Source organism: Streptomyces sp. 2A115, from assembly GCF_052245575.1.
GTDB lineage: Bacteria > Actinomycetota > Actinomycetes > Streptomycetales > Streptomycetaceae > Streptomyces.
The window spans coordinates 166,473-192,721 of sequence record NZ_JBQQCG010000007.1; the positions used below are offsets into that span (position 1 = coordinate 166,473).

A 26,249-nucleotide genomic window follows, 5' to 3' on the forward strand; every position below is an offset into this window, starting at 1 on the left:
CGGCTCAGAGCAGCAGCAGATCGTGCAGCGAAGCCATGAGCAGCAGACAGCCGATCACCGCAAGGAAGATCATCAGCGGTGGCTGGGAAAGCGCGAAGAGACAACCCCGCCGCTCCTCGGGAGGAACAGCGGTGTCGCTCTGTGTTGTGTCCAGCATCTCGCGGGCGATGATGACGCAGCCGACACTCCAGACGCGATCAACACGCCCGAAATATGGGGTAGTTCGCCGAATTCCGTGACACGGCCGTCCAGGATCTGGGATAGACCGGCTCGACGTGAGCCCGTCGCGGCACCGCCCGGCTCACTGTGTCGTTTCAGAACGTCATATGCCACGCATCTTCACCGGCCCACCGGCGCCCAGACTCGTAGTCTCACGGGCCGGCCGGGCGGCTTCATATGCCGTGCTTCTTGAGGATGGCCTCGATGTCGCTGAAATCGTCCCCGGACTCGGCGGCACGGGACTTGGGCTTGGTCGCGGAGCGGGTGGCCGGGCGGGTCTCCGCCTGGCCGAGCGAGGGCGCTGAGGCCGCGGGGGCCACCGCCTCGCGCCGCGCGGCGGCCTTGGCCGCCCTGCGCTCCTTGCGTGTCCCTCCGGTGCGCCGCTCGACGGCGCGCGTGGTCATGAACAGCAGCCAGGCGACGCCGAGCACACCGAAGCCCGCCCAGGCCGTCGGGCTGAAGGCCGTCTCGGCCACCCATTCGACGGCCCCGGTCATCACCAGACCGAGGGGAACCAGCGAGTAGGCGACGAGGCGGGCCGCCGCGAGGAAACGCTTGCGGTACGCGGTGACCACGGCGATGCCCAGGCCGGCCGCGGAGACGGCGGAACAGACGGTCTCGGCAATCATCCGGTCCTCCAGGCAGGGCTCGGTCGGGCAGGGTCGCTTCGTCCCTTCCATCCTGCACCGCCCGGTGCCCGATATGCCATGGTCGGGGCAGACCTCAGGGACATCTCCGGGTCGGCTCCTCCTCAGGGACCGGTCCTGGGCCTCCCTCCGGCCACTCTCAGGGCTCGCTCGGGGTCGGCGGGTCACGAGGTCCACGAGGTCCCGGTTGGGCCGCGAGTGCCGCTGCTGGGAGACTGGGGTTCATGAGCGACTCCTCCTCCTCGCAGCCCGCCGTCCCCGTCCTGGACGTCTGGTGCGAGTTGCAGTGCCCGGACTGCCGTAGCGCCCTCGACGACCTGCGCGCGCTTCGGGAGCGCTACGGCGACCGGCTGGAGCTGCGACTGCGGCACTTCCCGCTGGAGAAGCACAAGCATGCTTTCGCGGCCGCTCAAGCCGCCGAGGAGGCCGCGGAACAAGGGCAGGCCTGGCCGTATGTCGAGGCGGTGCTGGGGCGCGTACAGGAGCTGGACCGTAAGGGAGAACCCTTCCTGGTCGAGGTGGCCCACGAACTCGGCTTGGACGCCGAGGAGTTCGACACGGCCCTCGTCGACGGCCGGCACATCCTGATCGTCGACGCCGACCAGGCCGAGGGCAAGGCCATCGGCGTGACCGGCACTCCGACGTACGTCATCGGGGGCGAGCGCCTCGACGGCGGCAAGAGCCAGGAGGGGCTGCGCGAGCGCATCGAGGAGATCGCGGACCGACTCGTGGCCGAGGGGAAGGCCTGATCTCAGACCTGCTCTCAAGCCTGATCTCAGACTCGATCCCGGACTGACTGCTCGCAGAAGGCTCGCCCAAGCCTCTCCAGGCGCCTGCCCCCGACGACGGTTTCTTGACGGGTTTCCTGATGGGTCTCTTGACGGGTTTCTTGCAGGTAGAGGCGTCTACAGCAGGTTCTTATAGAGGTGATACGTGACCGTCTCGTAGCCGAGTGACTCGTAGAGCCGCTCGGCCGGGGTGTTCCCGGCGAAGACGTTGAGGCGGATGCCTGTCCGGCCCGCGGCGATCGCCTGCGCCTCCGCCAGGAGCATCAGCGAACGTCCGTGCCCCTGGCCCCGGTACCGCTCGTCGGCCTCGACGTCGAAGACGAACGCCCAGCCGTCGTGCGAACCCAGCCACAGCCTGCCGACCGGCGTCCCCTCGTGTTCCAGGACGCTGAACTCCATGCCCTCGCTGCCGATCCCGTCCGGCAGTGAAGTGGCGTGATCTCTCTCGGACTTGGCGCGGGCCTCGGCCTCGGGCACGCCGCGGGCGATCCAGTCCTGCGCGTAGGACTCCTTGCCTCGCTCCATCCAGGGCCCGAACTCGTCCTCTGTCATGGGCCGTCCCCGGCTGCCGGCCGGCAGTTCGGGCGGAGTGTCGCCGAGCCGCTTCTCCATGTTGCGGTTGCGCCGCACATAGCCGAGCGCCGTTGCCAGCCGGAGGGCGGCCGCCGCGTCGGCCGGCACCGCCGCCTCGATCCGCTTGCAGCCCCAGCCGCGCGCCACCTCCTCGGCGGCTAGCGCTGCCACGGTGCCCCGCCCGCGCCTGCGGTCCGGTTCCTCGATCCGCAGATCGAGGATCTGGGCGACCGAGCGATCGAAGACGCGGCTGGTCGCGAGATGTATCGCACCCACGGGACGGCTGTTCACACACACTTGGTAGCGGCGCGAACGCGTCCCGTCGGCGGCGTGCTGAAGCGGCTCGGTCGGCCGCAGAGTGGTGGTCATCAGAGGTGTTGTACCCAGCCCACGGCCCTACGTCATCCAGTTGACCGGTGCCGTGGCCCCTACCGGGACGGGTCACGGATCGAGGTCGTCCCCGGCCCGCTCGTCGAAGATCCGCATGGCCTTGGCGGTCACCGGGCCGGGGGCGCCCGGCAGTTCGCGCCCGTCGACCCGGTGCACGGCCTGCACGTCACGCAGGGTCGAGGTCAGGAAGACCTCCTCGGCCCGCTCCAGGACGTCCACCGGAAGGTCGGTCTCCTTGGCGCCCGTCCACTCGACGGTGAGGGCACGCGTGATCCCGGCGAGACACCCGGAGGCGACCGGTGGGGTGTGGATCTCACCGTCGAGGACGACGAAGACGTTGGAGCCCGTGCCCTCGCAGAGCTGCCCGACCGTGTTCGCGAACAGCGCCTCGGACGCGCCCTGTTCACGCGCGCGGGCGAGAGCGACGACGTTCTCGGCGTACGAGGTCGTCTTGAGCCCGGTGAGCGCGCCGCGCTCGTTGCGCGTCCACGGCACCGTGATCACGGCGGTGGAGTCGGGGCGCCGGGCGGTCTCCCCAAGGGCGACGAACAGGGTCGGCCCGTGCTCACCACGATCGGAGCCGAGCGGGCCGTGACCACCGGTGTATGTGATCCGCAGACGGCCGAGCGGCATCGGGTCGGCCTCCAGGACGGCGGCGCAGGCCCGGCGCACCTCGTCGAGGTCGGGCTCGGGCAGCCCCAGACCGTGTGCCGAGCGCGCCAGCCGGTCGAGGTGGCGGGTGAGCGCGAACGTACGGCCGTCGAGCGCCTTCACGGTCTCGAAGATGCCGTCGCCCACAGTCAGCCCGTGGTCGAAGACGGAGACACGGGCCGACTCGATGTCCTGCAGCCCGCCGTCGAGCCAGATCTTCACGTGGGGTTCCCTCCACTTGAGTCGTACGCCCCTGGATACACCCCCGACGCTACAGCGAGCAGTCGCGCGGCTTTCAGTTCGGTCTCCTGCCACTCCCGCTCAGGGTCCGAACCCCAGGTGATGCCCGCCCCCGAGCCGAAGCGCAGCACGGCCGCGGCCTCGGCGGACCGCTCGATCCAGAAGGTACGGATACCCACGGCCAGCTCTCCGGTCCCGCGGTCGGCATCGACCCATCCGATGCCGCCGCAGTACGGGCCCCGGGGCGCCGTCTCCAGGGCCTCGATGATCCGCAGGGCGCTGGATTTGGGGGCGCCCGTGACGGAACCCGGCGGGAAGGTCGCGGCCAGCAGCTCCGGCCAGCCCGCGTCCTCTCGCAACTCGCCGCGGACCGTGGAGACGAGGTGGACCAGACCTGGGTGCTTCTCGACGACGCACAGGTCCGGGACGGTCACGGTCCCCGTGGCGCACACCCTGCCCAGGTCGTTGCGCACCAGGTCCACGATCATCACGTTCTCCGCGTAGTCCTTCCCCAGAAGGTCCGCCTCGGTGCGTCCGGTGCCCTTGATGGGGCCCGACTCGACGACACGGCCGCTGCGGCGCAGGAAGAGCTCGGGCGACGCGGTGGCGATCTCCACGCCGTGGCTGGGCAGGCGAATCGTTCCGGCATGCGGCGCCGGGTTGCCGCGTGCCAGCACGGCGGTCAGCGCGTCCACGTCCGCGTCGGGCGCGACGGGCGCGGACAGAACCCGGCAGAGGTTCGCCTGGTACACCTCACCGGCCGCTATGTGCTCACGTATGCGGCGCACACCCGCCGTATACGCGTCGCGGTCGAGCGACGACGTCCAGTCACCGACGGCGGGTCCTCGCCACTCCCCCGGTGCCGGCGCGGGCACGGGCTCGCGTCGTACGTCCTCGAACCGGGCGCATACCAGACGCCCCTCGAAGTCGGCGCTCACGGCCCAGAAGCCGCTGGAGCCAAGGGCCGAGGGGTCGCCGGTGACGTCGATGAGGCCGGTCGCGACGAGGTCGCCGAAGCGGGCGAGAGCTGGGAGGTCGGGCACGGCTGTGAGTCTATGGTGGGTGACCTGCGGGTGCCCCGGCCGTGTCGTTGAGCGGACGCAGCGCAGCACGCTGCACAAACGCGTTTTTGTGCTGGCCCCGGAATCCGCTAGAGTTCAACACGTCGCCGGGCCGCGCAAGCGGGCCGGAAACGACAAGCGGACGTAGCTCAGTTGGTAGAGCGCAACCTTGCCAAGGTTGAGGTCGCCAGTTCGAACCTGGTCGTCCGCTCGCAGGAAGTGGGGGCTCTTCACGACCCCCGCACTCCTGGTGGAGTGGCCGAGAGGCGAGGCAACGGCCTGCAAAGCCGTCTACACGGGTTCAAATCCCGTCTCCACCTCCAAGGACGATTAGCTCAGCGGGAGAGCGCTTCCCTGACACGGAAGAGGTCACTGGTTCAATCCCAGTATCGTCCACTGGATCTTCTGGTTTCGTACGGCAAGATCCGGACCCGCGCGATTAGCTCAGCGGGAGAGCGCTTCCCTGACACGGAAGAGGTCACTGGTTCAATCCCAGTATCGCGCACGCAGTACGCACCACCAGCAGGTCCCACCCGCGCGATTAGCTCAGCGGGAGAGCGCTTCCCTGACACGGAAGAGGTCACTGGTTCAATCCCAGTATCGCGCACCAGCCGAAGCCCCCGGCCGTCTCGTACGGTCGGGGGCTTCGTCGTTCACAACGGCTCAGGTAGAACGGTTCAGGACGAGAAGAGCATGCGCCCGAAGCCCTTCTGGTGCTTGTTGTGGCCGTAGTGACCGCCGTGACCTCCGTGCTGCGGAGCACCCCAGGCTGGTGCCGGAGCGGCCGGATACGCCTGCGGGGCGGCCGGCGGGGGCGGTGCCGCGGGCTGCGACCACTGCGACTCCAGGCGGGTCAGTGACTCCAGCTCGCCATAGTCGAGGAATATCCCGCGGCAGTTGCTGCACTGCTCGATCTGGACGCCATTGCGGTTGTACGTGTGCATCGGCGCACGGCACTTCGGACACTGCATGCTCGGCTCAACTCCTCGCCGGTCGGTACTGCTTCCGCCAGGACAGACACTGCCCGGGTCCGGTCGGTTGCACCCTACTTCGCGAAACCGTCCGCCAACTCCGGCGGGTGCGCGGACATTCGGTCACAGGCGTCGATCACGGACATCTCCACCTCGTCCAACGGACGCTGCTCCGCGACCGATTTGGCGATCGCCAGGGCCGCGGTCTGCACGGTCAGGGCGCGGGCCGGCACGTCCAGGGCGGGCCACGGGTCGGAGTCCGCGGGAACGGCCGGGCCTGCGGCCTTCCGGTACGCGGTGAGGAAGCGGGCCCACTCGTCGGGCGGGAGGAGGCCGCAGGCGAACCAGGCCGCGGGGCGGGCCAGGTCCCACGCGGGGTCCCCCCGGCCCAGGTCGTCGATATCGATGAGCAGCCAGTCGCCGGCCTGTGCGCGCACGAGTTGGCCCAGGTGGAGATCACCGTGGCACAACGTGCGCGTATCCGGCATCGGGGCCTCGTTCCGCGCCCAGGCGGGGAGAACGGCCCAGGCGCGCAGGACCGGAGCGGCCGCGGGGTGCGGGCCGGCCGCGTGGAGGCGGGCTATGGCACGAGCCGCCTTCGCCGGGCCGCGCATCGGCGGGAGGCCGGGCGGAAGTACGGACTGAGGTGTGCGGTGGAGGTACGCGAGGAGGGCGGCGGCCTCTTCCCAGGGGGCGGCATCGGGGTCATCACGGTCGACCGGAGTGCCGTAGGGCCAGAAGGTGACAGGGCGACCGTGCAACTCGACCGCGGTCGGGCTGAGTGGCGGCAGGAGGACTCCGGTGAGTTCGGGGTTGGCGGCTACGGACATGCGTACCGTCAGCTCGGCGGGGTCCGTATCGGAGGCGTGCGCCTTCGCCACGGTGCCTGCGTGCCGGACGACGGTGCCGTCGGGGCGGTCGGCCAGGACGGTGGTGTCGGTACCGCAGACACAGACCTCCGCCGCTGCCGAGTGGGCCGCGGCCCTCGCCTTCGCACGCAGCGCGGGCAGCACGTCTACGGTCACTCGGGTCCCCCTCAGGTCGTACGTCCCCAGTCTCTCCCGGAGCGTACGCAAGCAAAGCAATGCGGGTGCAGCTCCCCAGCTGCACCCGCATTTTTGCCGTCCGCCGCACCCCCGTCCCCACGGGGTTTCATGGCCGGATGTCCCCGCCCGGACCGCTCTTCCGGGCCTGGGGCGCCGCTCAGCGCCCCAGCATCACGCCCACGGACGACGCTTGTGTGACCACTGCTTCCCAGCCGCCGAAGACGACCACGAGCAGGGCTGCCAGGGGGAGGACCATGGCCGTCGCCACCAAGGGGTGGCGCTGGCCGGACCGGCGGGTACCGAACGCGGCGATATACGCCTTGCGTCCCCGCGTGCGGATCATGATCCGCGATGCCGTGTCCGCCATGATCCCTCTCCTGACCGTTCTGTTGGCTGGCTCTTGTTGTCCGGTTCCTGTTGTCTGGCAGCGGCGGGTGTCTGACCTCGGGGGACGAGTGCTGCACCCGCCGCTTGAGAACAAATCTAGGTGCGGGGCCTCGATGGGTCGTCATGCCCTCGTACCTATTGCCGGGCCTCCCGGAGGATGAGCGGTGACCTGCGTTGTACTCCCCTGGGTGGAGAAGAGGTCCTAGGTCTCAGGGGTTTCCCGGAGGGGACGTCCGGTCTGTTCCGAGGTGTCCTCTCTGGGGACCGGCTGTTCGACGAGGGCGAGCACCCTGGTGGCCATGAAGCGGGCCGTGCGGACGACTGATCCGCTGCGGGTGACTTCGCTCACTTCGACGACTCCCCTGCGCACCGCTGTCTCCACCCGGCGGCCCGCGCGGCTCGCCACCACCTCGTAGGTACGTGTCGTGTCTCCCGCGTCGACCACTATCTCCACGCGATCACCCTTCACGGGCTCAATCCCCCTTCTGCGACGGATGGTTGGGGATTCGGGCAGCTCAACGCCGCCTGTTTCCCCCGTCCCCTGACCACCTTTCAAGTTTCTCACCCGGCACTGACAATCGATCGGGCCGCGAGGGCGCGGCCTCTGCGCGCACCCGGCCGCGGAAACGTAAGCTGTGGCTCGTCAAACGGACCGGGCAGCGGGGATGGACATGGCGATGATGCGCCTGAGGCGCGAGGACCCGCGTGTCGTCGGCTCGTTCAGGCTTCACCGACGGCTCGGCGCGGGTGGGATGGGCGTTGTCTATCTGGGCTCCGACCGGCGTGGCCAGCGGGTCGCGCTGAAGGTGATCCGGCCGGATCTGGCGGAGGACCAGGAGTTCCGGTCGCGGTTCGCGCGCGAGGTGTCGGCGGCCAGGCGGATCCGCGGCGGGTGCACCGCGCGGCTCGTCGCCGCGGACCTGGAAGCGGACCGGCCCTGGTTCGCGACGCAGTACGTTCCCGGGCCCTCACTGCACGACAAGGTCAACGACGGGGGCCCGCTCACCGCGGCGGATGTCGCAGCCGTCGGCGCTGCCCTATCCGAGGGGCTGGTCGCCGTGCACGAGGCCGGTGTCGTCCACCGGGACCTCAAGCCGTCGAACATCCTGCTGTCCCCGAAGGGGCCACGCATCATCGACTTCGGCATCGCCTGGGCGACGGGCGCCAGCACGCTCACGCACGTCGGTACGGCGGTGGGATCGCCCGGCTTCCTGGCACCGGAGCAGGTGCGGGGTGCCGCCGTGACGCCGGCCACGGACGTGTTCGCGCTCGGGGCCACGCTCGCGTACGCGGCGACCCAGGACTCGCCCTTCGGGCACGGCAGTTCCGAAGTGATGCTCTACAGAGTGGTGCACGAGGAGCCGCAGCTGCACGGAGTGCCGGACGCGCTGGCCCCTCTCGTACGGGCGTGTCTGGCGAAGGACCCCGAGGAGCGGCCCAGCACGCTCCAGTTGTCGTTGCGGCTCAAGGAGATCGCGGCCCGGGAGACGCAGGGGCTGAACGACAGCCGGCCGCCCGCGCCTCGTGCCGCCGAGGCCGACCGGCCGACCGGGCGGCTCACCGAGAGCTACCCCGACCAGCGCACCCAGCGGCGTACGCAGGGCACTCCCGCACCTCGCGGCAGCAGCAGCCCGTCGCGGTCGGGGGCGCGTCCGGCGCCCTCGCGCTCCGGCACGGGCAGTCGGCCCGTGCCGCCTCGCAGCGGGGCGGGGCGTCCGGGGCCGCGGACCACCGGGACCGGGCGGCGGCCCGCCAACCCGCGGCTGTTGCGGCAGCGGCTGTTCGTGTTCGTCGTGGTGACGTTGTTGGTGGCGTTGGGCATCGCGGCGGCGCAAGGGTGTCAGGGGCCGGCTCGGGGGCTTGATCATGAGGGCCCGGGTAAGGACGTACGGCAGGAGCAGTCGTACCAGCGGAGTGGGACTCATCAGGGCGGCTGAGCGTTGTTCGCCGACTGCGGGCCGTTTGTGGCTGGTCGCTCCCCCGCTCTCGGCTTCTCCCCCACTCTCGACTTCGCTCGAGCGGGGGGATCCCCATCGCGGCGGAGCCGCGTGATGTCACAGCCCCGCGTCCGTGCCGGGGCGCCTCGGTCACGGGACTTCCAGTGCAGGGTGCTCTAGGTCTGTGGTCTGCCCGTCGCCACCGCGTAGAAGGCCACCGCCGCCGCCGCGCCCACGTTCAGTGAGTCCACCCCGTGGGCCATCGGGATGCGGACCCATTCGTCGGCGGCCACCAGGGCCTGGGTGGACAGGCCGTCGCCCTCCGCGCCGAGCATCAGGGCGACGCGGTCCATCCGGTGCGGGGCCACCTCGTCGAGGGGCTTGGCCTTCTCGTCGGGGGTGAGCGCGAGCAGGCCGAAACCCGCCTCGCGGACCGACTCCAGACTCTTGGGCCAGGAGTCGAGACGCGCGTAGGGCACCGCGAAGACCGCGCCCATGGAGACCTTCACGCTGCGGCGGTAGAGCGGGTCCGCGCAGTCCGGGGAGAGCAGCACCGCGTCCATGCCGAGGGCCGCCGCCGAGCGGAAGATCGCGCCGATGTTGGTGTGGTCGTTGACCGACTCCATGACGACGACCCGGCGGGCCGACTGGAGGAGGTCGTCGGGGGTGGGCAGCGGTTTGCGCTGCATGGAGGCGAGCGCGCCGCGGTGCACGTGGTAGCCGGTGACCTGCTCGGCGAGTTCCGGGCTGACCGCGTACACCGGGGCCGGAAGTTCGTCGATGACGTCCCGCATGACATCGACCCACTTGGCGGACAGCAGCATCGAACGCATCTCGTAGCCGGCGTCCTTGGCCCGTCTGATGACCTTCTCGCCCTCGGCGATGAACAGGCCCTCGGCGGGCTCGCGTTTACGGCGCAGCTCCACGTCGGTCAGACCCGTGTAGTCGCGCAGACACGGGTCGGCGGGGTCCTCAACGGTGATGAGATCGGCCACAGGGTGATACTGCCTTGTCCTGGGTGTCGTGCCAACGGCTTGGAACGGGTTGGGTTACCCGGGGTTACTCGGGACGTCCGGAGCCTGCGTTCCGCGGGAGTCCGCCGCCCACGTTCACGACCTCGCCGATGACGATGACGGCCGGGGGCTTCACGTCCTGGGCGCGTACGGCCTCGGCGACCGTGTCGAGGGTCGCGTCGACCCGGCGCTGCGCGGCTGTCGTGCCCTCCTGGACCAGGGCGACAGGGGTGTCGGCCGCCTTGCCGTTGGCCATGAGCGCACGGGCGATGGCGCCGATCTTGTCCACGCCCATCAGGACCACGAGGGTGCCGCGGAGCTTGGCGAGCGCCGGCCAGTCGACCAGGGAGCGTTCATCGTCGGGGGCCACGTGGCCGCTGACGACCGTGAACTCGTGAGCGACGCCGCGGTGCGTGACCGGGATGCCCGCCGCGCCCGGGACGGAGATCGAGCTGGAGATGCCCGGGACGACCGTGCAGGAGATGCCCGCCTCGGCGAGTGCCTGGGCCTCCTCCATGCCACGGCCGAACACGAAGGGGTCTCCGCCCTTCAGACGGACCACCGACTTGCCCTGTTTCGCGTGCTCGATCAGGGCGTTGTTGATGGCCTCCTGGGCCATGAAGCGGCCGTACGGGATCTTCGCCGCGTCGATCACCTCGACATGGGGCGGGAGTTCGGCGAGGAGGTCGCGGGGCCCGAGGCGGTCGGCGATGACCACGTCCGCCTCGGCGAGGAGGCGGCGACCGCGGACAGTGATCAGGTCCGGGTCGCCGGGACCGCCGCCGACCAGGGCGACACCTGGAGTGCGGGTGCGGTGGTGGGGGGCGACGAGCGTGCCGTCGCGGAGGCCCTCGACGACCGCGTCGCGGATGGCTGCCGTGTGGCGGGGGTCGCGGCCCTTCGCGTTCGTCGTCAGGACGGCCACCGTGACGCCCTCGCTGTGGCCCGTCGCCGGGGTCCACGCCGTGGCCGCGTCCGCGTCGTCCGAGCGGACGCACCAGACCCGGTTCGCCTCCGCTTCGGCCGAGGCCCGGGCGTTCGCTTCGGCGTCGCTGGTGGCGATGAGCGCGTACCAGGCTTCCGCGAGGTCGCCCGTCTCGTACGGGCGCCTGGTCCAGGTGAGCTCGCCCGCGTCCGCCATCGCCTCGACCGACGGGGTCGCCGTCGGGGATACGAGGAGGATGTCGGCGCCTGCCGCGATGAGGGCCGGGAGGCGGCGTTGGGCTACCTGGCCGCCACCCAGGACCACTACGCGGCGGCCTGTGAGGCGGAGGCCTACGGGATAGGCGGGGTTTTCGGCCATGGAGGTGCGGCTCCTCGTGCGGGGCCGCTGCGCTGGGCTTGGGCGGCCTTGACGTGCTGTTTCAGGTGCGGGTTCACGATACGGCGGGGTGGGAGGAGTTCTTTCCCCGAGCCCGCCCCTTCCCGAAACCGGGGCTGCGCCCCGGACCCCGGTGGGTGGTTGAGCACTCGTCGTCGTCGGTCTGTTCGTGGTTGTACCCACCGCCCCGCGGGGCGGTGGGTACAACCACGAACAGACCGACAAACCCGGCCTCCTTCTCAGTTACCCCCGCCGAGTCGAACGTCGCCACCTCGTGCATCGCCCTTGCGGCGCTCTGGACCACCGGGAGAGCCAGGAGGGCTCCCGTGCCCTCGCCGAGGCGGAGGTCCAGGTCGACCAGGGGGCGCAGGCCCAGCTTGTTCAGGGCGGCCACGTGGCCCGGTTCCGCGCTGCGGTGGCCCGCGATGCAGGCCGCGAGGACCTCGGGGGCGATGGCACGGGCGACGAGGGCGGCGGCGCCGGCGCTGACGCCGTCCAGGATCACCGGGGTGCGGAGGGAGGCGCCGCCGAGGAGGAGGCCGACCATCGCGGCGTGCTCCAGGCCGCCGATCGCCGCCAGAACGCCGATCGGGTCGGCCGGGTCCGGCTGGTGCAGGTCCAGGGCGCGGCGTACGACCTCGGTCTTGCGGGCCAGGGTCTCGTCGTTGATGCCGGTGCCGCGGCCGGTGACGTCGGCCGGGTCGCTGTCGGTGAAGACGGAGATCAGGGCTGCCGACGCGGTGGTGTTGGCGATGCCCATCTCACCGGTGATCAGGGCCTTGTTGCCGGCCGCCACCAGGTCGCGGGCGGTCTCGATGCCCACCTCGATGGCTGCCTTGACCTCCTCGCGGGTCAGCGCGGGGCCGGTCGTCATGTCGGCCGTGCCCGCGCGGACCTTGCGCGGCAGGAGGCCGGGAGTCGCGGGCAGGTCGGAGGCGACGCCCACGTCGACGACGCAGACCTCCGCGCCCACCTGGTTGGCGAAGGCGTTGCAGACCGCTCCCCCGCCGAGGATGTTGGCCACCATCTGGCCGGTGACCTCCTGCGGCCACGGAGTGACGCCCTGGGCGTGGACGCCGTGGTCGCCCGCGAAGATCGCGACGGCGGCCGGTTCCGGGATCGGCGGCGGGCACATCCGGGACAGGCCGCTGAGCTGCGCGGAGATGATCTCCAGCATGCCGAGCGCGCCCGCGGGCTTGGTCATCCGCTTCTGGCGCTCCCACGCCTCGCCGAGCGCCTTGGCGTCCAGCGGGCGGATGTTGGCGACGGTCTCGCCGAGCAGGTCGTGCGGCTCCTCGCCGGGCAGCGCGCGGCGGCCGTACGTCTCCTCGTGGACGACCCAGGACAGCGGGCGGCGCTTGGACCAGCCCGCCTGCAGCAGCTCGGGTTCCTCCGGGAACTCGTCCACGTACCCGACGCAGAGGTAGGCGACGACCTCCAGGTGCTCGGGCAGACCGAGGGTGCGGACCATCTCGCGCTCGTCGAAGAAGCTGACCCAGCCGACGCCGAGACCCTCGGCACGGGCCGCGAGCCACAGGTTCTCGACCGCGAGCGCGGAGGAGTACGGGGCCATCTGCGGCTGGGTGTGACGGCCCAGGGTGTGGCGGCCGCCGCGGGTCGGGTCGGCGGTGACGACGATGTTCACCGGAGTGTCGAGGATGGCCTCGATCTTCAGTTCCTTGAACTGCTTCGCGCGGCCCTTGGGGAGCGACCTGGCATACGCCTCGCGCTGGCGCTGGGCCAGTTCGTGCATCGTGCGGCGCGTGTCGGCCGAGCGGATCACGACGAAGTCCCAGGGCTGGGAGTGGCCGACGGACGGCGCCGTGTGGGCGGCCTCCAGGACGCGGAGCAGTACGTCGTGCGGGATGGGGTCGCTGCGGAAACCGTTGCGGATGTCGCGGCGCTCGCGCATCACGCGCAGAACGGCGTCCCGCTCGGCGTCGTCGTAGCCGGGCGCCGCGGGACCGGTGGACTCTCTTGACTCTGTCCTTGTCTCCGCCACGGCGGCCGTGCTCTCTTCCTGGTCGGCGGCCCTGGTGTCCAGGTCCTCCGCGTTCTGTGCGACTACCGGCTCCGGGTCCTCGACCGGTGCCTCCGTTACGGGAGTTGCCTCCGCCTCGGGAGCCGGCTCGGCCTCCCTTGGCGCGGGCACGGCGAGGACGGGTTCCTCGGGCGCGACCGCGGACGACGGCGACGGCGACGGCGACGGCGACGGCTCGATCGTCTCCGGCGCGGCGGCTACCGGTTCCGCCGTCTCTTCCGGGGCGCCGGCCTCCGCCTCCGGGAGGGGCGGCACGCTCATGGCGTGCGGCGGGGTCGGAGCCAGGTTCGGAGTCGTCGGGACCGTGCCCTCGACCGGCATGAACTGGCCGACGGGCTGCTCCTCCTGGCCTCCCAGGGGCTCAGCGGGGAGGGCGGTCGCCTCGGCCTGGACGGCGACACCGACCGGCACCGCCTGCGACTGCACGGCCTGCGCCGACTCGGCGTCTACGGCGATCTGGGCAGGCGCTTCCGCGGGCTCGGCCGACTCCGCGGGCTCGGAGTGCTCCGCGAACTGCGGGGCCGGGGCAGCCTCTTGTCCCTGGACGTCCTGAGCCTGGACGTCCTGGACCTGGACGTCCAGGACCTGGACGACCTCGTCGACGGCCGGCGCGGCTTCGAGCGGCTGGGACTGGGGCTCGGGCTGGGGGATCCCGGTGTGCGGTCCTGCCTCCGCGAACTGGACGGCGGGGTCCTGGAACTGCGGCTCTCCCGGGTGCACGGCCTGCGGGTCCTGCGCCGGGTGCGCGGCCTGAACCTCGTCGGCGGCCTGTGGCGGCAGGTGGGGCTCGGGCGCGTACTGCCCGGCGTCGTCCGACGGCTGAGAGAGGTGCGCGGAACCGGGCGCGGCCGGGAAAGGCGTGTGTTGCGGAACCTGGGCGGACCCCGGGGCGTGCGCGAACTCCGGGGCGGCCTGGGCGGGTTCCGCAATCTGGGGCGCTTCCTGGGCCTGGGGGAAGAGCGAGCCGTCCGCGAGCTGAGGGGCCTCGGCGTAGTCCGGGAACGGTGCGACCGACGGGTCCGGGGCCTGGGCCGGCTCCGGGGCCTGGGCGGCTTCCGGGGCCTCAGGCACGTACGCGGCGTCCGGGGTCTGCGTGACGTCGGCCGCCTCGGCGGCGGCCGGTACCTGCTGCGCTGCCTCGGGCATCTCCGCGACGCTCGGGGCCTGTTGCGGCTGGACCGGCTCGGCGACCGGGGCCTGCGCGGAGACCGGCGCGTCCTCGGGAACCTGCGCGGCCGCGACGCCTTCGCCCTCGGCGACCGGTACGCCCCCGGCGTCGGGCGACCGCGTGCCCTGCGCGAACTGCGGTGCGCCCTCCGCGAGCTGCGCGGCTTCGTCACCCCGTGGCCCCTCGGCGGCGTGCGCTCCCCCGCTTCCCGGGAAGACCGTTTCTGCAGCCGCCCCCTCTGAACTCGCCTGGGCCACCGGAGGCGCGACCTGTACCTGAGCCTGCGCGCCCCAGGGTGCCGCGCCCCGCAACGCGATCTCGTCGCGCGGCACGTCGAGGTACTCGGGCCCGGCCGTGGGCGGACCGGCCTGGCGTACGGGAACGGGGCCCGCCGACGCTCCCGCCGGGCCTCGGTCGGCGAGCGAACGCACCGGGCTTCCGGCGCTGTCCGGCGTCGGCGGGCCGAGGTGCAGCGGGCGACGGGCGACGGGCGACTGCGGGGCGGCCGAGGACATCCGCACGGCGCTGAGGTCGACCGAGCCGCTGTCCCGGCCGGCCATCTCGTGCGGACCGGGCTCGTGGACGGCCTCGACGACCGGCGCGGGGGCAGGCGGGGGCACTTCGTTCCCCCACGCGCCCTGGGCGCCGGGCAGCAGCAACAGGTCTTCGTCTTCGGTGGGGGTCTCGGAGAGGTAGGTGTACGCACCGGGCGCCGGGACACCCGGCTGCTCCACCATGCCTACGTTCTCCGGCAGTCCCTCGCCCGGGACCTGGCCGGTGTCGGTCATGCGTACCCCTCGCCCATCGGTTAGTGCTCCTACGACCCGCTCATCCGGAGCGGCACACCGACCGCCCGTAGTGAAGAACGAGCGTGTGTGCCGGGCGGCACGAACGGCCGGTCGACAAAGCCATTAACAGGCATTGTCGCGGTCGGCCGGCCGCCGCGACAGGTTGATCCGCCACGGCCCGCTGTGGACTGCGCCACGTTGCGCGTCCTCCGGTTCCGCCGTACCACACGCATCCCAAAACGGGCGTGTTTTCCGGACATTGACCAACGAAGTGCCAGTCACCCGAGTGCGGTACAACGATCGGCCAGCCTACCGCGCGCGATACGACTACAGGATCACAGGGCGCGGTCGGGAAGTAGCCCGGTGAGCAGGAACGCGACGCTCCGCTCCGTCTCCGTCCAGGCGCGGGTGTCCAGCTCAACGGACTGCAGGAGGGAGCACTCGACCTGGTATCCGTGCTCCGTCAGGTCCCGGCCGATGAGTTCGGCGGCGTCGCGTGTCGCGGCGTGCGCGACGATCCGCTGGGGGCGCCGGTCGGCGACCGCGGAGACCACCTGGGCCCCGCCGCCCCCGACGCGTACGACGTCCGGTTCGGGCAGGTTCTCCAGGATGTACGGTGCCATGCCGTGCACGATCTGGAGCTGTACGCCGAAGCGGCGGGCGGTGGCCATGGTGCGGGCACACGCGTTGGGGTCGCGGTCGACGGCGATGACCGCGGCTCCGCAGCGCGCGGCCTCCGTGGCGAAGGCGCCGCTGCCCGAGCCGATGTCCCAGACGAGGTCGCCGACACGTGGTCCCAGGCGGGCGAGTTGGGCCGCGCGCAGCACCTCGTTCTCGCCCTCGCCGAGTTCGCTGCCGTACACGTCGTCGGGCAGTGCCCAGCCGCGCGGGCCGGTGCCCGGGTCCCGCCCGGCGATCCAGCCGCCGCCCTCGGAGGAGGCGACGGGCCCGCCCAGGACGATGACGACGTTCGGGTCCCGCCAGGTGTGGTCGGCGGCCTTGTCGGAGCTGAGCATCGTGACCTGCTCGCGGTCGGTGCCGAGTTCCTCGCAGATGACGAAGGTGCGGTGGACTCCGTCGAGGAGCAGGCCGAGTTCGGCGGGTCCGGCGCCGGGCGAGGTGAGGACGGCGACCTTGCTGTGGGCGCGGCACACATTCACCGCGCGTCGCAGGGTGCGCCTGTGTGCGACGACTACTTGTGCGTCATCCCAGGGCATGCCCGCGCGGGCGAAGGCGGTGGCCACGGAGGAGACCGCGGGGACGACTTCCACCTCGAGGCCGAACTCGGGGGCGCGCAGGGTGCGTACGACTCCGAAGAAGCCCGGATCGCCGTCGGCCAGGACCACCGCGCTGCCCCGATGGGCGGCGATGCGGCGGGCGGCGAGGGCGACACTGCCGAGCCGGATGCGTTCGGCGGCCACCGGCACCTCGGGGAGCGCCAGATGATGGCCCGCGCCGGCCACGAGCGTGGCGGCGCCGAGGGCGGAGCGTGCCGCGTTGGTCAGCGGCGAGCCGTCCCAGCCGATCACCGTGACCCGGTCGGCCATCGTCTCTCAGTCTCCAGAGGTTTTCGCAGGTCGTCGGGGGGCAGCCCGCGAGCGGGCTCCGTGAGGGTACCTGGTGGAGCCTGCCGGGGGCGGCGGCGGTGTCGTGGCCGCCTGGGTTCAGTTCCAGTCCGAGTACGACGTGAAACCGCCGGTGTCGGCCAGCTGCTCGGCGATGCCTGCGAGGTCCTCCGGCAGCAGGCTCCAGACGATGACGTCGGTGCGTACGTCGACCCACTCACCGTCCTCGGTCCTGGTGCGGGCTATCCAGGAGTTGCGGAGCACGCCCTCGCTGATACACCCGATTTTCTGGGCCACTTGCTGGGAGGCCGTGTTGTCGGCGGCGGTGCGCAGCTCCAGCCGCTCGAACTTCTGGTCGTGGAAGAGCCACTGGGCGGTGGCGAGGGCCGCCTCGGAGGCGTAGCCCTCGCCGCGGGCCCAGGGCGCGACGACATACGAGATCTCACTGGCTCGGACACGCCAGTCCGTGTTCTGAAGGTGCACGATGCCGACGAGCCGCTGGGTGAGGAACTCGGCGACTGCGAACACGATGCCGCGGCCCTCGGTGCGTTCGGCGGGGGCGAGTCGGTTGATCCAGGCGCGGGCGTGGGCCTCGGTGTAAGGCTGCGGCACTGAGGTCCAGGCGGTGACCATCTCGTCGTTCATCATCTCGGCGAACGCCTCGATGTCCGACTCATCGAAAGGGCGCAGGACCAACCGCTCCGTGCTGATGGAGATGTTGGGGAAGGTGCTAGTCATGCGCCACTCCGTAACCGTCGGAAACCTTCAGGGCCTGCTGAACTGCCCAGCATGCAGCATGTAAGCACTCAACCGCGCCACGGGGTCGTCCCCCACTGCCTGAAGGGTGTGGGGGTTACCCCGCCTTGTGAGGGAGCGGACCCCGTGGCCGGCGGTGAAAGGGCGTCAGCCCGAGGTGACGGGCAGGAACGACCCTTGTACTTGTCCTGATGAACTTCTTCACCTCGGGCGAGGTGAGGAGCTTCGCCGGCTTCTCGGCCTCGCCCGTGGGCCCATCGCTCTCACCGATTCGCGCTTCCCGCTACCCCCTACGACAGGACAGCCACGGATCGCATCCACCGTGTGGCCTCGGTGGACCGCACGATGCGGGACCCGAGCCCCAGGGCAAGTGCGGCCGCGACGGCGGGAACTACGGGCTTACGCGTCTTAGGTCGTCCTCAGGGTTCCTGGTAAGCGTGGCTCAGAAGGACGCGACGACGGAGCCTGCGTACTTGTCCTCGATGAACTTCTTGACCTCGGCGGAGGTCAGGAGCTCGGCGAGCTTCTTCACACGCGGGTCGTCCTCGTCGCCTTCCTTGACGGCGAGGAAGTTGCCGTACGGGTTGCCCTTGGCGGACTCCAGGACGAGGGCGTCCTCGGCAGGCTCGAGGTCGGACTCGATGGCGTAGTTGCCGTTGATCACCGCGGCGTCGACGTCGTCCAGGGAGCGCGGGGTCTGCGCCGCCTCCAGCTCCTTGAACTCGAACTTCTTCGGGTTCTCGGCGATGTCCTTGGGGGTCGCGTCGTTGCCCGCGCCGTCCTTGAGCTCGATGAGCCCGTTGGCGTCGAGGAGCTTGAGCGCCCGCGCCTCGTTGACCGTGTCGTTCGGGACGGCGATCGTGGCGCCGCTCTTGAGCGCGTCGGCCTTGTCGACCTTGTTGGAGTAGAGGCCGAGCGGCTCCAGGTGAACCGTGACGGCGGGCACGATGTGGGTGCCGTTCTTCTTGTTGAAGTCGTCGAGGTAGGGCTGGTTCTGGAAGTAGTTGGCGCCTACGGACCCGTCCTCGGTCGCCGTGTTCGGCGTCACGTAGTCCGTGAACTCCCTGACCTCCAGGTCGAGACCCGCGTCCTTCGCCAAGTTGTCCTTGACGTAGGTGAGGATCTCGGCATGCGGGACCGGGCTGGCGGCGACGACGAGCGGTCCGCTCGCGTCGGAGCCGGAGGCGTCCCCCGAGCCGCAGGCGGTGAGACCCAGGGTGAGGGCTCCGGCGGCGAGGACGGCGGTGGTGATCTTGGCGGTGTTACGCACGAAAAGTGCCTTTCCTGAGGGGTGGTGCGACCCCGCGTTGGGTGTGCGGGGAGTCTTGAGGAAGGTCAGCGGGTCTTGGCGGTGTCGGCCGCGACCGTGCCGGGGAAGATGCCGCGCAGCCGCCGGAACAGCAGCGGCTCGCCGGAACGTCCGCCTCGCCGGTGCAGCCTGCGCGCGGCGTGGTCGCCGATGAGCTGGATGACGGAGATGACCACGGCGAGGATGCCCACGGTGATCCACATCAGTTCGGTCTCGAAGCGCTGGTAGCCGTATCGGATGGCGATGTCGCCGAGGCCGCCGGCACCGACGGTGCCGGCCATCGCGGAGTAGCCGATGAGCGCGACGATCGTCGTGGTGGTGCTGGAGATCAGCGAGGGCAGCGACTCGGGGACGAGCACCTTGCGGACGACGGTCCAGGTGTTGCCGCCCATCGACTGCACGGCTTCGACCAGACCGCCGTCCACTTCGCGGACAGCCGTCTCAACCAGGCGCGCGAAGAAGGGGATCGCACCGATCGCGAGCGGCACGATGGCGGCCTCGCGGCCGATGGTGGTGCCGGTGATCGAGCGGGTGAAGCCCATCAGCGCGACCATCAGGATGATGAACGGCATCGAGCGGGCGACGTTCACGACCTGGCCGATCACCTTGTTCAGCACGGTGTTCTGCAGCAGGCCGCCCCGGTCCGTGAGGACCAGCAGGACGCCCATCGGCAGACCGCCGACGACGGCGATGAGCGTGGACCAGCCGACCATGTAGAGCGTGTCCCAACAGGCCTGCTCCAGCAGGGGCTGCCTCGCCGAAATTTCGGCCCAGGTCACTTGGCACCTTCCTTCACCAGTACGGGCTCCTGCACCAGCACCGGCTCCTGGCCCTGAATGTCGATCCGCAGGCCCTGCTCTCGCAGGAAGCCGATCGGCACGACGTTCTCCTCGTAGCGGCCGGGCAGTTCGATGCGCATCCGGCCGACCTGCTTGCCGCCGACGGTGTCCATCGCGGCGCCGAGGATCGAGATGTCGATGTTGTAGGTGCGCGAGAGCTGTGAGATGACCGGCTGGGTCGCGGCGTCGCCGTGGAAGGTGACGTCGATGACCGTGCGGTCGTCGGCGGAGGCGTCGCCGCTCACCGGGAAGAGCGCGGCGGCCAGTTCGGATCCGGGGGTGGCGAGCAGCTCGCTGACGGTGCCGGACTCGACGATCTTGCCGTTCTCCATGAGGGCGGCCGAGTCGCAGACGGTCTTGACGACGTCCATCTCGTGCGTGATGAGCAGGACGGTCAGGCCCAGTTGCCGGTTCAGGTCTCGCAGCAGCTGGAGGATGGAGCGGGTGGTCTCGGGGTCGAGTGCGCTGGTCGCCTCGTCCGAGAGCAGCACCTTCGGGTCGCCGGCCAGAGCGCGGGCGATGCCGACGCGCTGCTTCTGGCCGCCGGAGAGCTGGGCCGGGTAGGACTTGGCCTTGTCGGACAGGCCGACCAGGTCGAGGAGTGCGAGCGCCTTGCGGGAACGTTCCTTCCCTGACTTGCCAAGGATTTCGAGCGGTAGCTCCACGTTGTCCTGAACCGTCCGCGAGGACAGCAGGTTGAAATGCTGGAACACCATGCCGATGTGACTGCGCGCCTGCCGCAACTCCCTGCTCGCGCGCGGGCCTCGGCCGGCCAGCGCGGTGAGCTCCTGTCCGGCAACGGTCACGGTGCCGGAGGTGGGACGCTCCAGGAGGTTGACGCAGCGGATGAGCGAGGACTTGCCGGCGCCGGACTGTCCGATGACGCCGTACACCTCGCCTTCGCGGACGTGCAGATCGACGCCGTCCAGGGCGGTGACCTCACGGCCGCGCGAACGGTAGACCTTCTTGAGGCCTGTTGTCGTGATCACTGGGGATTTCCGTCACTGTCGAGTGCAGGGCGTGGGTGTGCGCCGGGCACGGGTGCATTCGGTCGGAACGCGGCACGGTTCTCGCGGTGGCGATGGAAGCCGGTGCTTCAAGACGGAGCTTCAAGCCGGGGCTTCAACAGAACGGCGTGCGCGGGGCAGGCTCAGTCGCGTACGAGGACGTACGGGCAGACGTGAGCGGCTCGCTTCGGGGCGCGAGGCCAGGGGTGGTGCGGGGGCCCTCTAGCAGGCGCACATTCGACACATACAGCGAGCACCGGGCGTCGTGGTCGCCTCGGTCGCAAGGATGCGGCTGCTCGTCGTGGTCATGAGAAAAGTAAAGCAGACGTACGCGCGTGACCCGGAACCGCTGTCCGCATGACGGACAGCGGTGGACACGCGTCAGGGCCGGGTGGAGATCTCCACTCCCTCGGCCGTGACCAGCGCCGACACGGCCGACAGATCGTCGACCACGACGTCCGCGTCCAGCTCGGCGGCCTCATGTGTTGTGGCCAATGCCACGGTGGTCATTCCGGCCGCTCGGCCGGCCTGCAGGCCGGCGGGCGCGTCCTCGAACACGACACAGCGGGCCGGGTCGACGCCGAGTTCGCGGGCGGCGAGCAGGAACGGCTCGGGGTCGGGCTTGCCGCGCGTGATGTCGTCGGCGGTGATCATGGTCTTCGGGCGGATGCCGACCTCACCGAGGCGGGCCTCGGCCAGGCGGTGCGTGGCGGAGGTGACGACGGCCCAGCGGTCGGCGGGCAGCGACTCCAGGAGCGCCTTCGTCCCCGGCAGCAGAAGCACGCCGCCCGCGACGTCCTCGACCTCCAGCTGCTCGATGCGCACGACGGCATCGGGGACCTGGTCCGCGGGCAGCAGGTCGGCGGCTATCTCGGCGGCCGGGCGGCCGTGCAGCTCGACCCGGGCGAATTCCTCCGCGGTGATCCCGTACTCCTCTGCCCAGCGGCTCCAGCACCGGTACACCGACTCAAGGGATGAGACGAGCGTTCCGTCGTTGTCGAACAGCAGGGCATCGGCTTGGATCTTCATGCCCTCGACCCTACGGGGCACCTCGGGGCCGAGCGCACCGGGTCTTTTGGCCCGTAATAGGGTCGCGGCATGCTTGATGCCCTGACGGTCGCGACGGCCGTCGCCGCGCTCGCGCTCGCCGCCTGGTGCGGCTGGGCCGCCTACCGCGACCAGCCGACCAAGGACTGGCACTTCATCGGTATGGCCGTGGTCACGGTGCTCGCCCTGGTCCAGCTCGTGGTCGGCATCGTCCAGTTGGCGCGCGGCGAGAAGCCGGAGCAGGGCACGACGATCTTCGTCTCGTATCTGATCGGCGCCTTCGCGTGCATCCCGGCGGCGGGCTTCATGTCCCTTGCGGAGCGCACCCGTTGGGGCTCGATCACGGTCGCGGCCGGCGGTGTGGTGCTCGCCGTGCTTCAGGTGCGGCTCTATGACATCTGGGGAGGCTGAGATGACGGAGCCCGCTGGGGAACTCGAGAAGCCCGGGAAGCCGGGGCGGACGCGGCTCATCGGCGGTCCCGGCATGCTGCTGGTCTGGCTGTACGGCGTGATGGTGGTCGGCGCCGTGTCCCGTTCGGCCGTGCAGATCGCGACGGAGTTCGACAAGGCGCCGCTCGCCTACGCGCTGTCCGCGGTGGCCGGGCTCGTCTACGGCTTCATCACGTACTCGCTCGTCCGCGGCGGCGAGACGGCCCGCAAGGCGGCGCTGGTGTGCTGCGCCGTCGAACTCGCGGGCGTACTGACCGTCGGCACCTGGACCCTGGCGGACCCCTCCGCCTTCCCCGACGCCACGGTCTGGTCGGACTACGGCATGGGGTACTTGTTCATCCCGGTACTGCTGCCGGTGACGGCGATGTTCTGGCTGCGCCGAAGCAGGGCCGACGCCCCGTAAGGGGCGCGGGGAACTGCGTGCTCAGCCCAGTACGACCCGCACTTCGCGAACCGGCTCCGCCTACCCGGCGCCCCAAGCGGAGCGCTCACGCACTCGCGACGAAGGCACCGGCTGTCGCACCCTTCGCCAGGGTCACCAACGTGAGCCGCTCATCGACACGCCGCTTGGACACCGGCTCGTACCCGTGCCTGCGATACAACGTCAGGTTGTGCTCACTGCGGTGCCCGGTGAAGAGCTGGAACCTCTTGGCGGCCCCACCCTCGGAGAGCCTCGTCTCGATGGCGTCCAGCAGCCGCCCGCCCAGCCCATGCCGCTGCATCCGTGGATGCACGATCAGCTTGTTGATCCGCGCCGTGCCGTCCGCGTCCACAAGGCCGCGCACCGAGGCCACCACCTCTTCGCCGAGCCGGGCCACCAGGACCGTGCCGCCCGCCAGCTCCGCCTTGAGGGAGTCGAGGGGCTGGGTGAGGGGTTCGATGCTGTAGTCGCCGTACAGCTCGGCCTCGCTCTGGTAGCAGAGGAACTGCAGTTTGAGGATCTGTTCGGCGTCCTGCTCGGTCGCCGCAGAGATGGTCACGCTCATGCCCATGTGTGCATGCCTCCCGCTCACCTGCTCCGCCGGTTGTCCCTCACTCCTATCCCCGCGGTTCGCGGGCCGCAACCTCCGCAGTGAGCATTCGACGCAGACATCCCAGGCATCTGGAACGTTCCGGACCGAGACTGCCCTGTGAGATACCCAACTCGTCCGCGATCTCCCGGTAGGTGAGGTCCTGTGGTGACAGCAGTGCCGCCATGAGGCGGGGGCAGCGGCCGGGCAGCCGGCGCACGGCGGAGTGCAGTGCGCGGCGCCGGGCGGCGCTGAGTGCGAGCTGCTCCGGTCCCGGTCCGCTGACGTCGGCGGGCTCGGAGGCGTACGGCTGTTCGATGCTCGCGGCGCGGCGAGTGCGGCGTGCCTCGGAGCGGACCGCGCCGCGCAGCCAGGCGGCCGGGTCGGCGGGCGGGCCGTCCGTGCCGAGGCGCTCCAGGAGGCGCAGCCAGACGGCCTGTTCCAGGTCGCCAGGCTCGGCCCCGGAGGCATATGCCTCCGCCGAGGCCTCGGCGGCGAGCAGCGGACGCAGCGTGGCAACCATGTCGTGGGTCATGTGCGACACGACGCGGCCGTCCCGGCACAGGTTGCCGGGACGGCGGTCTGTCACCCCAACGGGGCCAGCTGCTCCGCCGTTGACGAGCTCAGTCGTTGACTGGCTCGACTCGGCCGTTGACTGACTCCACTCAGCCCTTGAGGAAGTCAGCGCGGGCGAGGACGCCGGTGTCCGGGTTGTCGGTGAAGACCCCGTCGATGCCGGTGGCGAAGTACGTGCTGAAGGCGCCGAAGGCGTTTCCGTAGCCGTCCGCGTCGGTGCCCTTGCGGAAGTTCGCCGGGAGGAAGGGGTTCTCGTTGCGCATCGTGTACGGGTGCAGGATCAGGCCGGCCTCGTGCGCGTCGTCGACCAGCGTGGTCGGCGTGGTGAGGTTGCCGCTCGCGTCCTTCGGAATGACGAGGTCGAGGGTCGGGCCGATGCCCTGGGCGTACGAGGCGATCCACTCCAGGCCTTCGGGCTTGACGAGGTCGGCGACGGTACGCGGGTCGCCCGCCTCGACGAAGTCCCAGGGGCGGGTGCTCGCACCGGAGAGAAGCACCACGAGTGGGTTGCCGACCAGCTTGTTCAGTCGCTGGACGCTGGTCGGTTCGAAGGACTGGAGGATGACGGGCGAGTTCTTCTTGTCCTTGCCGTGCTTGCGCAGCACCTTGGCGACCCGCTCCTCCAGGCCCAGGCCCAGCTTCCGGAAGTAGGTGGGGTGCTTGAGTTCGGGGTAGATCCAGACCTGCCTGCCGCGCTTCCTGGTCTGCTCGTCCGCCCAGCGCAGCACCTCCTCGAAGGTGGGGATCTCCCAGCGGCCGTCGTAGAGCGTGTTGTGCGGACGGTTGGCGGGGATGCGCTCCTTGGCGCTCAGGGTCTTCAGCTCGGCGAGCGTGAAGTCCTCGGTGAACCAGCCAGTGAGGGAGACCCCGTCGAGGAGCTTGGTGGTCTTGCGGCCCGCGAACTCGGGGTGCGCCGAAACGTCGGTCGTCCCGCCGATCTCGGGCTCGTGACGGCACACGAGGTGACCGTCCTTGGTCGGCACCAGGTCGCCGGCCTCGACGACGTCCGCGCCCATGTCGAGGGCCAGCTGGTACGCGCCGAGCGTGTGCTCCGGCCGGTAGCCGCTGGCCCCGCGGTGTCCGATGATCGTCGGCTTGGGCAGGCTCTTGTAGCCACCGCCGCTCTGCCGCTCGTCGGCTCTCGCCGTGCCGGGCAGTCCGAGGACCGCTCCGCCCGCACCCAGCACCGCGGCCCCGAGCAGCGCCCGCCGTCCCGGGGTGACCCCGTTCAGTCCCTCGTTCGACCCCTGCGTCGCCATGAGCGCTCCTCCCATAGTGCCCTGCACCTGTCAAAGCGGGACGATCGTAGGTGCGCTCGGGTGACGGGTGGGAGACCTTGGACGGAACACGCGGGTGACGCTGGATGTCGCGTGGGGTGGGTGAGTTGACGGACGGTCGGTTTCTGAACCGACGAGTCGGTGGGCCGTCGCCGTCAGTCTGGCTGTGAGCTTGGGTTCGGGGCGAGCGGGTACGCGGTCGGAAGGAACGGCCGAACAAAGCACGGCCGAACACCGTCAGAAGGCGTGGGCGAACACGTACAACTCGATTCCCCGGGTTCGCCCATGGGCCCCTTTCGGGTGCGCCCATCGAGTGCGACATCCGTCACTCCGTCTCGGGCGGATGTCAGCCGTGCAACAGGGAGCCACATCAGGTAAACAAGGGTCAACACTGCGTATCCAGTCGGTGAACCCGGTGTGCAAGACCCGGGGGCCCGCGAGTATCGTCCTCACCTGCACAGACTTATACCGATCCCTTGACACCGGAGGGCCCGTTGTCCCGCTTCGCGCTCATCAAGGCAGTGCTCGGACCGATCATGCGCCTGATGTTCCGCCCACGGGTGGAGGGTGCGGAGCGCATCCCGGGCACGGGTCCGGTCATCCTGGCCGGCAACCACCTCACGTTCATCGACTCGATGATCATGCCGCTCTTCTGCGACCGCCAGGTCTTCTTCATCGGCAAGGACGAGTACGTCACCCGCAAGGGCCTCAAAGGGCGGCTGATGGCCTGGTTCTTCACGGGCTGCGGCATGATCCCGGTCGACCGGGACGGCGGCCGCGGCGGTGTCGCGGCACTGATGACCGGCCGCCGGGTGCTGGAGGAGGGCAAGGTCTTCAGCATCTACCCGGAGGGCACCCGCTCCCCCGACGGCCGGCTCTACCGGGGCCGCACCGGCATCGCTCGGCTGGCCATGATGACCGGCGCACCCGTTGTCCCGTTCGCCATCATCGGCACGGACAAGATCCAGCCCGGGGGCGCCGGCTTCCCGCGTCCCGGCCGGGTCACCGTTCGCTTCGGCGAGGCGATGGAGTTCTCGCGGTACGAGGGCATGGACCGTGACCGCTATGTGCTGCGGGCCGTGACGGACTCGGTGATGACCGAGGTCATGCGGCTATCGGGCCAGGAGTACGTGGACATGTACGCCACGAAGGCCAAAGAAGCGGCATAGCTC

Annotated in this window: 26 protein-coding genes and 5 tRNA genes; 10 read left to right on the forward strand and 21 right to left on the reverse strand. The window is 70.5% G+C overall.

The features are described from left to right. Positions 1 to 4: 4 nt before the first annotated feature. Both ACTWQR_RS09260 and ACTWQR_RS09265 read right to left on the reverse strand, forming a co-directional pair. Complete coding sequence (locus tag ACTWQR_RS09260; RefSeq protein WP_169800124.1) at positions 5 to 157, reverse strand: hypothetical protein; 153 nt, start codon at positions 155 to 157, stop codon at positions 5 to 7. Between the two features lie 235 nt (positions 158 to 392). Beyond that, a complete protein-coding gene (locus tag ACTWQR_RS09265; protein ID WP_443226449.1) occupies positions 393 to 848 on the reverse strand; it encodes a hypothetical protein in 456 nt (151 codons plus the stop codon). A 242-nt stretch (positions 849 to 1,090) separates the two neighbouring features. Here ACTWQR_RS09265 and ACTWQR_RS09270 point away from each other — a divergent pair, with 242 nt between their 5' ends. Further along, the gene (locus ACTWQR_RS09270) at positions 1,091 to 1,615 is read left to right on the forward strand and encodes a DsbA family protein (RefSeq protein WP_443226450.1); all 525 of its coding nucleotides are present in this window, start codon (positions 1,091 to 1,093) and stop codon (positions 1,613 to 1,615) included. Between the two features lie 156 nt (positions 1,616 to 1,771). Here the strand turns inward: ACTWQR_RS09270 and ACTWQR_RS09275 are convergent, their stop codons facing one another. The 3 genes from ACTWQR_RS09275 to ACTWQR_RS09285 all read right to left on the reverse strand — a co-directional run bounded on the left by ACTWQR_RS09275 (position 1,772) and on the right by ACTWQR_RS09285 (position 4,551). Then, positions 1,772 to 2,596 carry a GNAT family N-acetyltransferase gene (locus ACTWQR_RS09275; protein ID WP_443226451.1) on the reverse strand — a complete coding sequence of 275 codons (825 nt, stop codon included), beginning with the start codon at positions 2,594 to 2,596 and terminating at the stop codon, positions 1,772 to 1,774. A 72-nt stretch (positions 2,597 to 2,668) separates the two neighbouring features. Continuing rightward, entirely contained in the window at positions 2,669 to 3,490 is an 822-nt protein-coding gene (locus ACTWQR_RS09280) for an aminotransferase class IV (protein WP_443226452.1), read from the reverse strand. Then, positions 3,487 to 4,551, reverse strand: a complete 1,065-nt coding sequence (locus ACTWQR_RS09285; protein ID WP_443226453.1) for a chorismate-binding protein — start codon at positions 4,549 to 4,551, stop codon at positions 3,487 to 3,489. The genes ACTWQR_RS09280 and ACTWQR_RS09285 overlap by 4 nt, the downstream gene beginning before the upstream one ends. 156 nt (positions 4,552 to 4,707) lie before the next feature. Here ACTWQR_RS09285 and ACTWQR_RS09290 point away from each other — a divergent pair. The 5 genes from ACTWQR_RS09290 to ACTWQR_RS09310 all read left to right on the forward strand — a co-directional run bounded on the left by ACTWQR_RS09290 (position 4,708) and on the right by ACTWQR_RS09310 (position 5,179). Then, positions 4,708 to 4,780, forward strand: a tRNA-Gly gene (locus ACTWQR_RS09290). Positions 4,781 to 4,818: 38 nt separating this feature from the next. Beyond that, a tRNA-Cys gene (locus ACTWQR_RS09295) sits at positions 4,819 to 4,892 on the forward strand. Between the two features lies 1 nt (position 4,893). Further along, positions 4,894 to 4,965: transfer RNA gene (locus ACTWQR_RS09300), tRNA-Val, on the forward strand. A gap of 37 nt (positions 4,966 to 5,002) precedes the next feature. Then, positions 5,003 to 5,074 (forward strand) — tRNA-Val (locus tag ACTWQR_RS09305). 30 nt (positions 5,075 to 5,104) lie between these two features. Next, positions 5,105 to 5,179 (forward strand) — tRNA-Val (locus ACTWQR_RS09310). Between the two features lie 67 nt (positions 5,180 to 5,246). Here ACTWQR_RS09310 and ACTWQR_RS09315 read toward each other — a convergent pair. The 4 genes from ACTWQR_RS09315 to ACTWQR_RS09330 all read right to left on the reverse strand — a co-directional run bounded on the left by ACTWQR_RS09315 (position 5,247) and on the right by ACTWQR_RS09330 (position 7,442). Further along, the gene (locus ACTWQR_RS09315) at positions 5,247 to 5,540 is read right to left on the reverse strand and encodes a TFIIB-type zinc ribbon-containing protein (RefSeq protein ID WP_443226454.1); all 294 of its coding nucleotides are present in this window, start codon (positions 5,538 to 5,540) and stop codon (positions 5,247 to 5,249) included. 74 nt (positions 5,541 to 5,614) lie between these two features. Then, the gene (locus ACTWQR_RS09320; protein WP_443226455.1) at positions 5,615 to 6,565 is read right to left on the reverse strand and encodes an aminoglycoside phosphotransferase family protein; all 951 of its coding nucleotides are present in this window, start codon (positions 6,563 to 6,565) and stop codon (positions 5,615 to 5,617) included. 178 nt (positions 6,566 to 6,743) lie between these two features. Beyond that, positions 6,744 to 6,953 carry a hypothetical protein gene (locus tag ACTWQR_RS09325; protein ID WP_443226456.1) on the reverse strand — a complete coding sequence of 70 codons (210 nt, stop codon included), beginning with the start codon at positions 6,951 to 6,953 and terminating at the stop codon, positions 6,744 to 6,746. A 222-nt stretch (positions 6,954 to 7,175) separates the two neighbouring features. Beyond that, positions 7,176 to 7,442, reverse strand: coding sequence for a hypothetical protein (locus tag ACTWQR_RS09330; RefSeq protein ID WP_151485138.1), 267 nt, complete (start codon positions 7,440 to 7,442; stop codon positions 7,176 to 7,178). Between the two features lie 196 nt (positions 7,443 to 7,638). Here ACTWQR_RS09330 and ACTWQR_RS09335 point away from each other — a divergent pair, with 196 nt between their 5' ends. Continuing rightward, positions 7,639 to 8,910: a serine/threonine-protein kinase gene (locus ACTWQR_RS09335; RefSeq protein ID WP_443226512.1), complete on the forward strand. Its 1,272-nt coding sequence runs from the start codon at positions 7,639 to 7,641 to the stop codon at positions 8,908 to 8,910. Between the two features lie 176 nt (positions 8,911 to 9,086). Here the strand turns inward: ACTWQR_RS09335 and ACTWQR_RS09340 are convergent, their stop codons facing one another. The 9 genes from ACTWQR_RS09340 to ACTWQR_RS09380 all read right to left on the reverse strand — a co-directional run bounded on the left by ACTWQR_RS09340 (position 9,087) and on the right by ACTWQR_RS09380 (position 21,746). Continuing rightward, positions 9,087 to 9,905 carry a TrmH family RNA methyltransferase gene (locus tag ACTWQR_RS09340; protein WP_443226457.1) on the reverse strand — a complete coding sequence of 273 codons (819 nt, stop codon included), beginning with the start codon at positions 9,903 to 9,905 and terminating at the stop codon, positions 9,087 to 9,089. A 64-nt stretch (positions 9,906 to 9,969) separates the two neighbouring features. Beyond that, the gene (cobA, locus tag ACTWQR_RS09345; RefSeq protein ID WP_443226458.1) at positions 9,970 to 11,226 is read right to left on the reverse strand and encodes a uroporphyrinogen-III C-methyltransferase; all 1,257 of its coding nucleotides are present in this window, start codon (positions 11,224 to 11,226) and stop codon (positions 9,970 to 9,972) included. 73 nt (positions 11,227 to 11,299) lie between these two features. Next, positions 11,300 to 15,241, reverse strand: coding sequence for a nicotinate-nucleotide--dimethylbenzimidazole phosphoribosyltransferase (gene cobT, locus ACTWQR_RS09350; RefSeq protein WP_443226459.1), 3,942 nt, complete (start codon positions 15,239 to 15,241; stop codon positions 11,300 to 11,302). Between the two features lie 335 nt (positions 15,242 to 15,576). Beyond that, a complete protein-coding gene (cbiE, locus tag ACTWQR_RS09355; protein WP_443226460.1) occupies positions 15,577 to 16,788 on the reverse strand; it encodes a precorrin-6y C5,15-methyltransferase (decarboxylating) subunit CbiE in 1,212 nt (403 codons plus the stop codon). Between the two features lie 117 nt (positions 16,789 to 16,905). Beyond that, positions 16,906 to 17,544 (reverse strand): GNAT family N-acetyltransferase, encoded by a 639-nt coding sequence (locus ACTWQR_RS09360; RefSeq protein WP_443226461.1) that lies wholly within the window; start codon positions 17,542 to 17,544, stop codon positions 16,906 to 16,908. A 460-nt stretch (positions 17,545 to 18,004) separates the two neighbouring features. Then, positions 18,005 to 18,832 carry a MetQ/NlpA family ABC transporter substrate-binding protein gene (locus tag ACTWQR_RS09365; protein ID WP_443226462.1) on the reverse strand — a complete coding sequence of 276 codons (828 nt, stop codon included), beginning with the start codon at positions 18,830 to 18,832 and terminating at the stop codon, positions 18,005 to 18,007. A 65-nt stretch (positions 18,833 to 18,897) separates the two neighbouring features. After that, the gene (locus ACTWQR_RS09370) at positions 18,898 to 19,584 is read right to left on the reverse strand and encodes a methionine ABC transporter permease (RefSeq protein WP_443226513.1); all 687 of its coding nucleotides are present in this window, start codon (positions 19,582 to 19,584) and stop codon (positions 18,898 to 18,900) included. 62 nt (positions 19,585 to 19,646) lie between these two features. Next, entirely contained in the window at positions 19,647 to 20,699 is a 1,053-nt protein-coding gene (locus tag ACTWQR_RS09375) for a methionine ABC transporter ATP-binding protein (RefSeq protein ID WP_443226463.1), read from the reverse strand. Between the two features lie 399 nt (positions 20,700 to 21,098). Next, a complete protein-coding gene (locus tag ACTWQR_RS09380) occupies positions 21,099 to 21,746 on the reverse strand; it encodes an HAD family hydrolase (protein ID WP_443226464.1) in 648 nt (215 codons plus the stop codon). A gap of 69 nt (positions 21,747 to 21,815) precedes the next feature. Here ACTWQR_RS09380 and ACTWQR_RS09385 point away from each other — a divergent pair, with 69 nt between their 5' ends. Both ACTWQR_RS09385 and ACTWQR_RS09390 read left to right on the forward strand, forming a co-directional pair. Then, positions 21,816 to 22,175, forward strand: a complete 360-nt coding sequence (locus ACTWQR_RS09385) for a hypothetical protein (protein ID WP_443226465.1) — start codon at positions 21,816 to 21,818, stop codon at positions 22,173 to 22,175. Further along, positions 22,156 to 22,617 (forward strand): hypothetical protein, encoded by a 462-nt coding sequence (locus tag ACTWQR_RS09390; RefSeq protein WP_443226466.1) that lies wholly within the window; start codon positions 22,156 to 22,158, stop codon positions 22,615 to 22,617. The genes ACTWQR_RS09385 and ACTWQR_RS09390 overlap by 20 nt, the downstream gene beginning before the upstream one ends. A gap of 85 nt (positions 22,618 to 22,702) precedes the next feature. Here the strand turns inward: ACTWQR_RS09390 and ACTWQR_RS09395 are convergent, their stop codons facing one another. The 3 genes from ACTWQR_RS09395 to ACTWQR_RS09405 all read right to left on the reverse strand — a co-directional run bounded on the left by ACTWQR_RS09395 (position 22,703) and on the right by ACTWQR_RS09405 (position 25,059). Further along, positions 22,703 to 23,206 carry a GNAT family N-acetyltransferase gene (locus tag ACTWQR_RS09395; protein ID WP_443226467.1) on the reverse strand — a complete coding sequence of 168 codons (504 nt, stop codon included), beginning with the start codon at positions 23,204 to 23,206 and terminating at the stop codon, positions 22,703 to 22,705. A gap of 46 nt (positions 23,207 to 23,252) precedes the next feature. Next, positions 23,253 to 23,759: an RNA polymerase sigma factor gene (locus ACTWQR_RS09400; RefSeq protein ID WP_443226468.1), complete on the reverse strand. Its 507-nt coding sequence runs from the start codon at positions 23,757 to 23,759 to the stop codon at positions 23,253 to 23,255. A 130-nt stretch (positions 23,760 to 23,889) separates the two neighbouring features. After that, positions 23,890 to 25,059 (reverse strand): glycerophosphodiester phosphodiesterase, encoded by a 1,170-nt coding sequence (locus ACTWQR_RS09405; protein WP_443226469.1) that lies wholly within the window; start codon positions 25,057 to 25,059, stop codon positions 23,890 to 23,892. A 494-nt stretch (positions 25,060 to 25,553) separates the two neighbouring features. Between ACTWQR_RS09405 and ACTWQR_RS09410 the strand changes: the two genes are divergently transcribed. After that, a complete protein-coding gene (locus tag ACTWQR_RS09410) occupies positions 25,554 to 26,246 on the forward strand; it encodes a lysophospholipid acyltransferase family protein (protein ID WP_443226470.1) in 693 nt (230 codons plus the stop codon). Positions 26,247 to 26,249: the final 3 nt, after the last annotated feature.

What these genes read in the sequence shown, in the direction of transcription:
- ACTWQR_RS09260 (WP_169800124.1), bottom strand. Translation starts at nt 157, where the DNA reads ATGCTGGACACAACACAGAGCGACACCGCTGTTCCTCCCGAGGAGCGG.
- ACTWQR_RS09265 (WP_443226449.1), bottom strand. Translation starts at nt 848, where the DNA reads ATGATTGCCGAGACCGTCTGTTCCGCCGTCTCCGCGGCCGGCCTGGGC.
- ACTWQR_RS09270 (WP_443226450.1), top strand. Translation starts at nt 1,091, where the DNA reads ATGAGCGACTCCTCCTCCTCGCAGCCCGCCGTCCCCGTCCTGGACGTC.
- ACTWQR_RS09275 (WP_443226451.1), bottom strand. Translation starts at nt 2,596, where the DNA reads ATGACCACCACTCTGCGGCCGACCGAGCCGCTTCAGCACGCCGCCGAC.
- ACTWQR_RS09315 (WP_443226454.1), bottom strand. Translation starts at nt 5,540, where the DNA reads ATGCAGTGTCCGAAGTGCCGTGCGCCGATGCACACGTACAACCGCAAT.
- ACTWQR_RS09325 (WP_443226456.1), bottom strand. Translation starts at nt 6,953, where the DNA reads ATGGCGGACACGGCATCGCGGATCATGATCCGCACGCGGGGACGCAAG.
- ACTWQR_RS09335 (WP_443226512.1), top strand. Translation starts at nt 7,639, where the DNA reads ATGGACATGGCGATGATGCGCCTGAGGCGCGAGGACCCGCGTGTCGTC.
- cobA (WP_443226458.1), bottom strand. Translation starts at nt 11,226, where the DNA reads ATGGCCGAAAACCCCGCCTATCCCGTAGGCCTCCGCCTCACAGGCCGC.
- cobT (WP_443226459.1), bottom strand. Translation starts at nt 15,241, where the DNA reads ATGACCGACACCGGCCAGGTCCCGGGCGAGGGACTGCCGGAGAACGTA.
- cbiE (WP_443226460.1), bottom strand. Translation starts at nt 16,788, where the DNA reads ATGGCCGACCGGGTCACGGTGATCGGCTGGGACGGCTCGCCGCTGACC.
- ACTWQR_RS09360 (WP_443226461.1), bottom strand. Translation starts at nt 17,544, where the DNA reads ATGACTAGCACCTTCCCCAACATCTCCATCAGCACGGAGCGGTTGGTC.
- ACTWQR_RS09370 (WP_443226513.1), bottom strand. Translation starts at nt 19,584, where the DNA reads ATGGTCGGCTGGTCCACGCTCATCGCCGTCGTCGGCGGTCTGCCGATG.
- ACTWQR_RS09380 (WP_443226464.1), bottom strand. Translation starts at nt 21,746, where the DNA reads ATGAAGATCCAAGCCGATGCCCTGCTGTTCGACAACGACGGAACGCTC.
- ACTWQR_RS09385 (WP_443226465.1), top strand. Translation starts at nt 21,816, where the DNA reads ATGCTTGATGCCCTGACGGTCGCGACGGCCGTCGCCGCGCTCGCGCTC.
- ACTWQR_RS09390 (WP_443226466.1), top strand. Translation starts at nt 22,156, where the DNA reads ATGACATCTGGGGAGGCTGAGATGACGGAGCCCGCTGGGGAACTCGAG.
- ACTWQR_RS09395 (WP_443226467.1), bottom strand. Translation starts at nt 23,206, where the DNA reads ATGGGCATGAGCGTGACCATCTCTGCGGCGACCGAGCAGGACGCCGAA.
- ACTWQR_RS09400 (WP_443226468.1), bottom strand. Translation starts at nt 23,759, where the DNA reads ATGACCCACGACATGGTTGCCACGCTGCGTCCGCTGCTCGCCGCCGAG.
- ACTWQR_RS09405 (WP_443226469.1), bottom strand. Translation starts at nt 25,059, where the DNA reads ATGGCGACGCAGGGGTCGAACGAGGGACTGAACGGGGTCACCCCGGGA.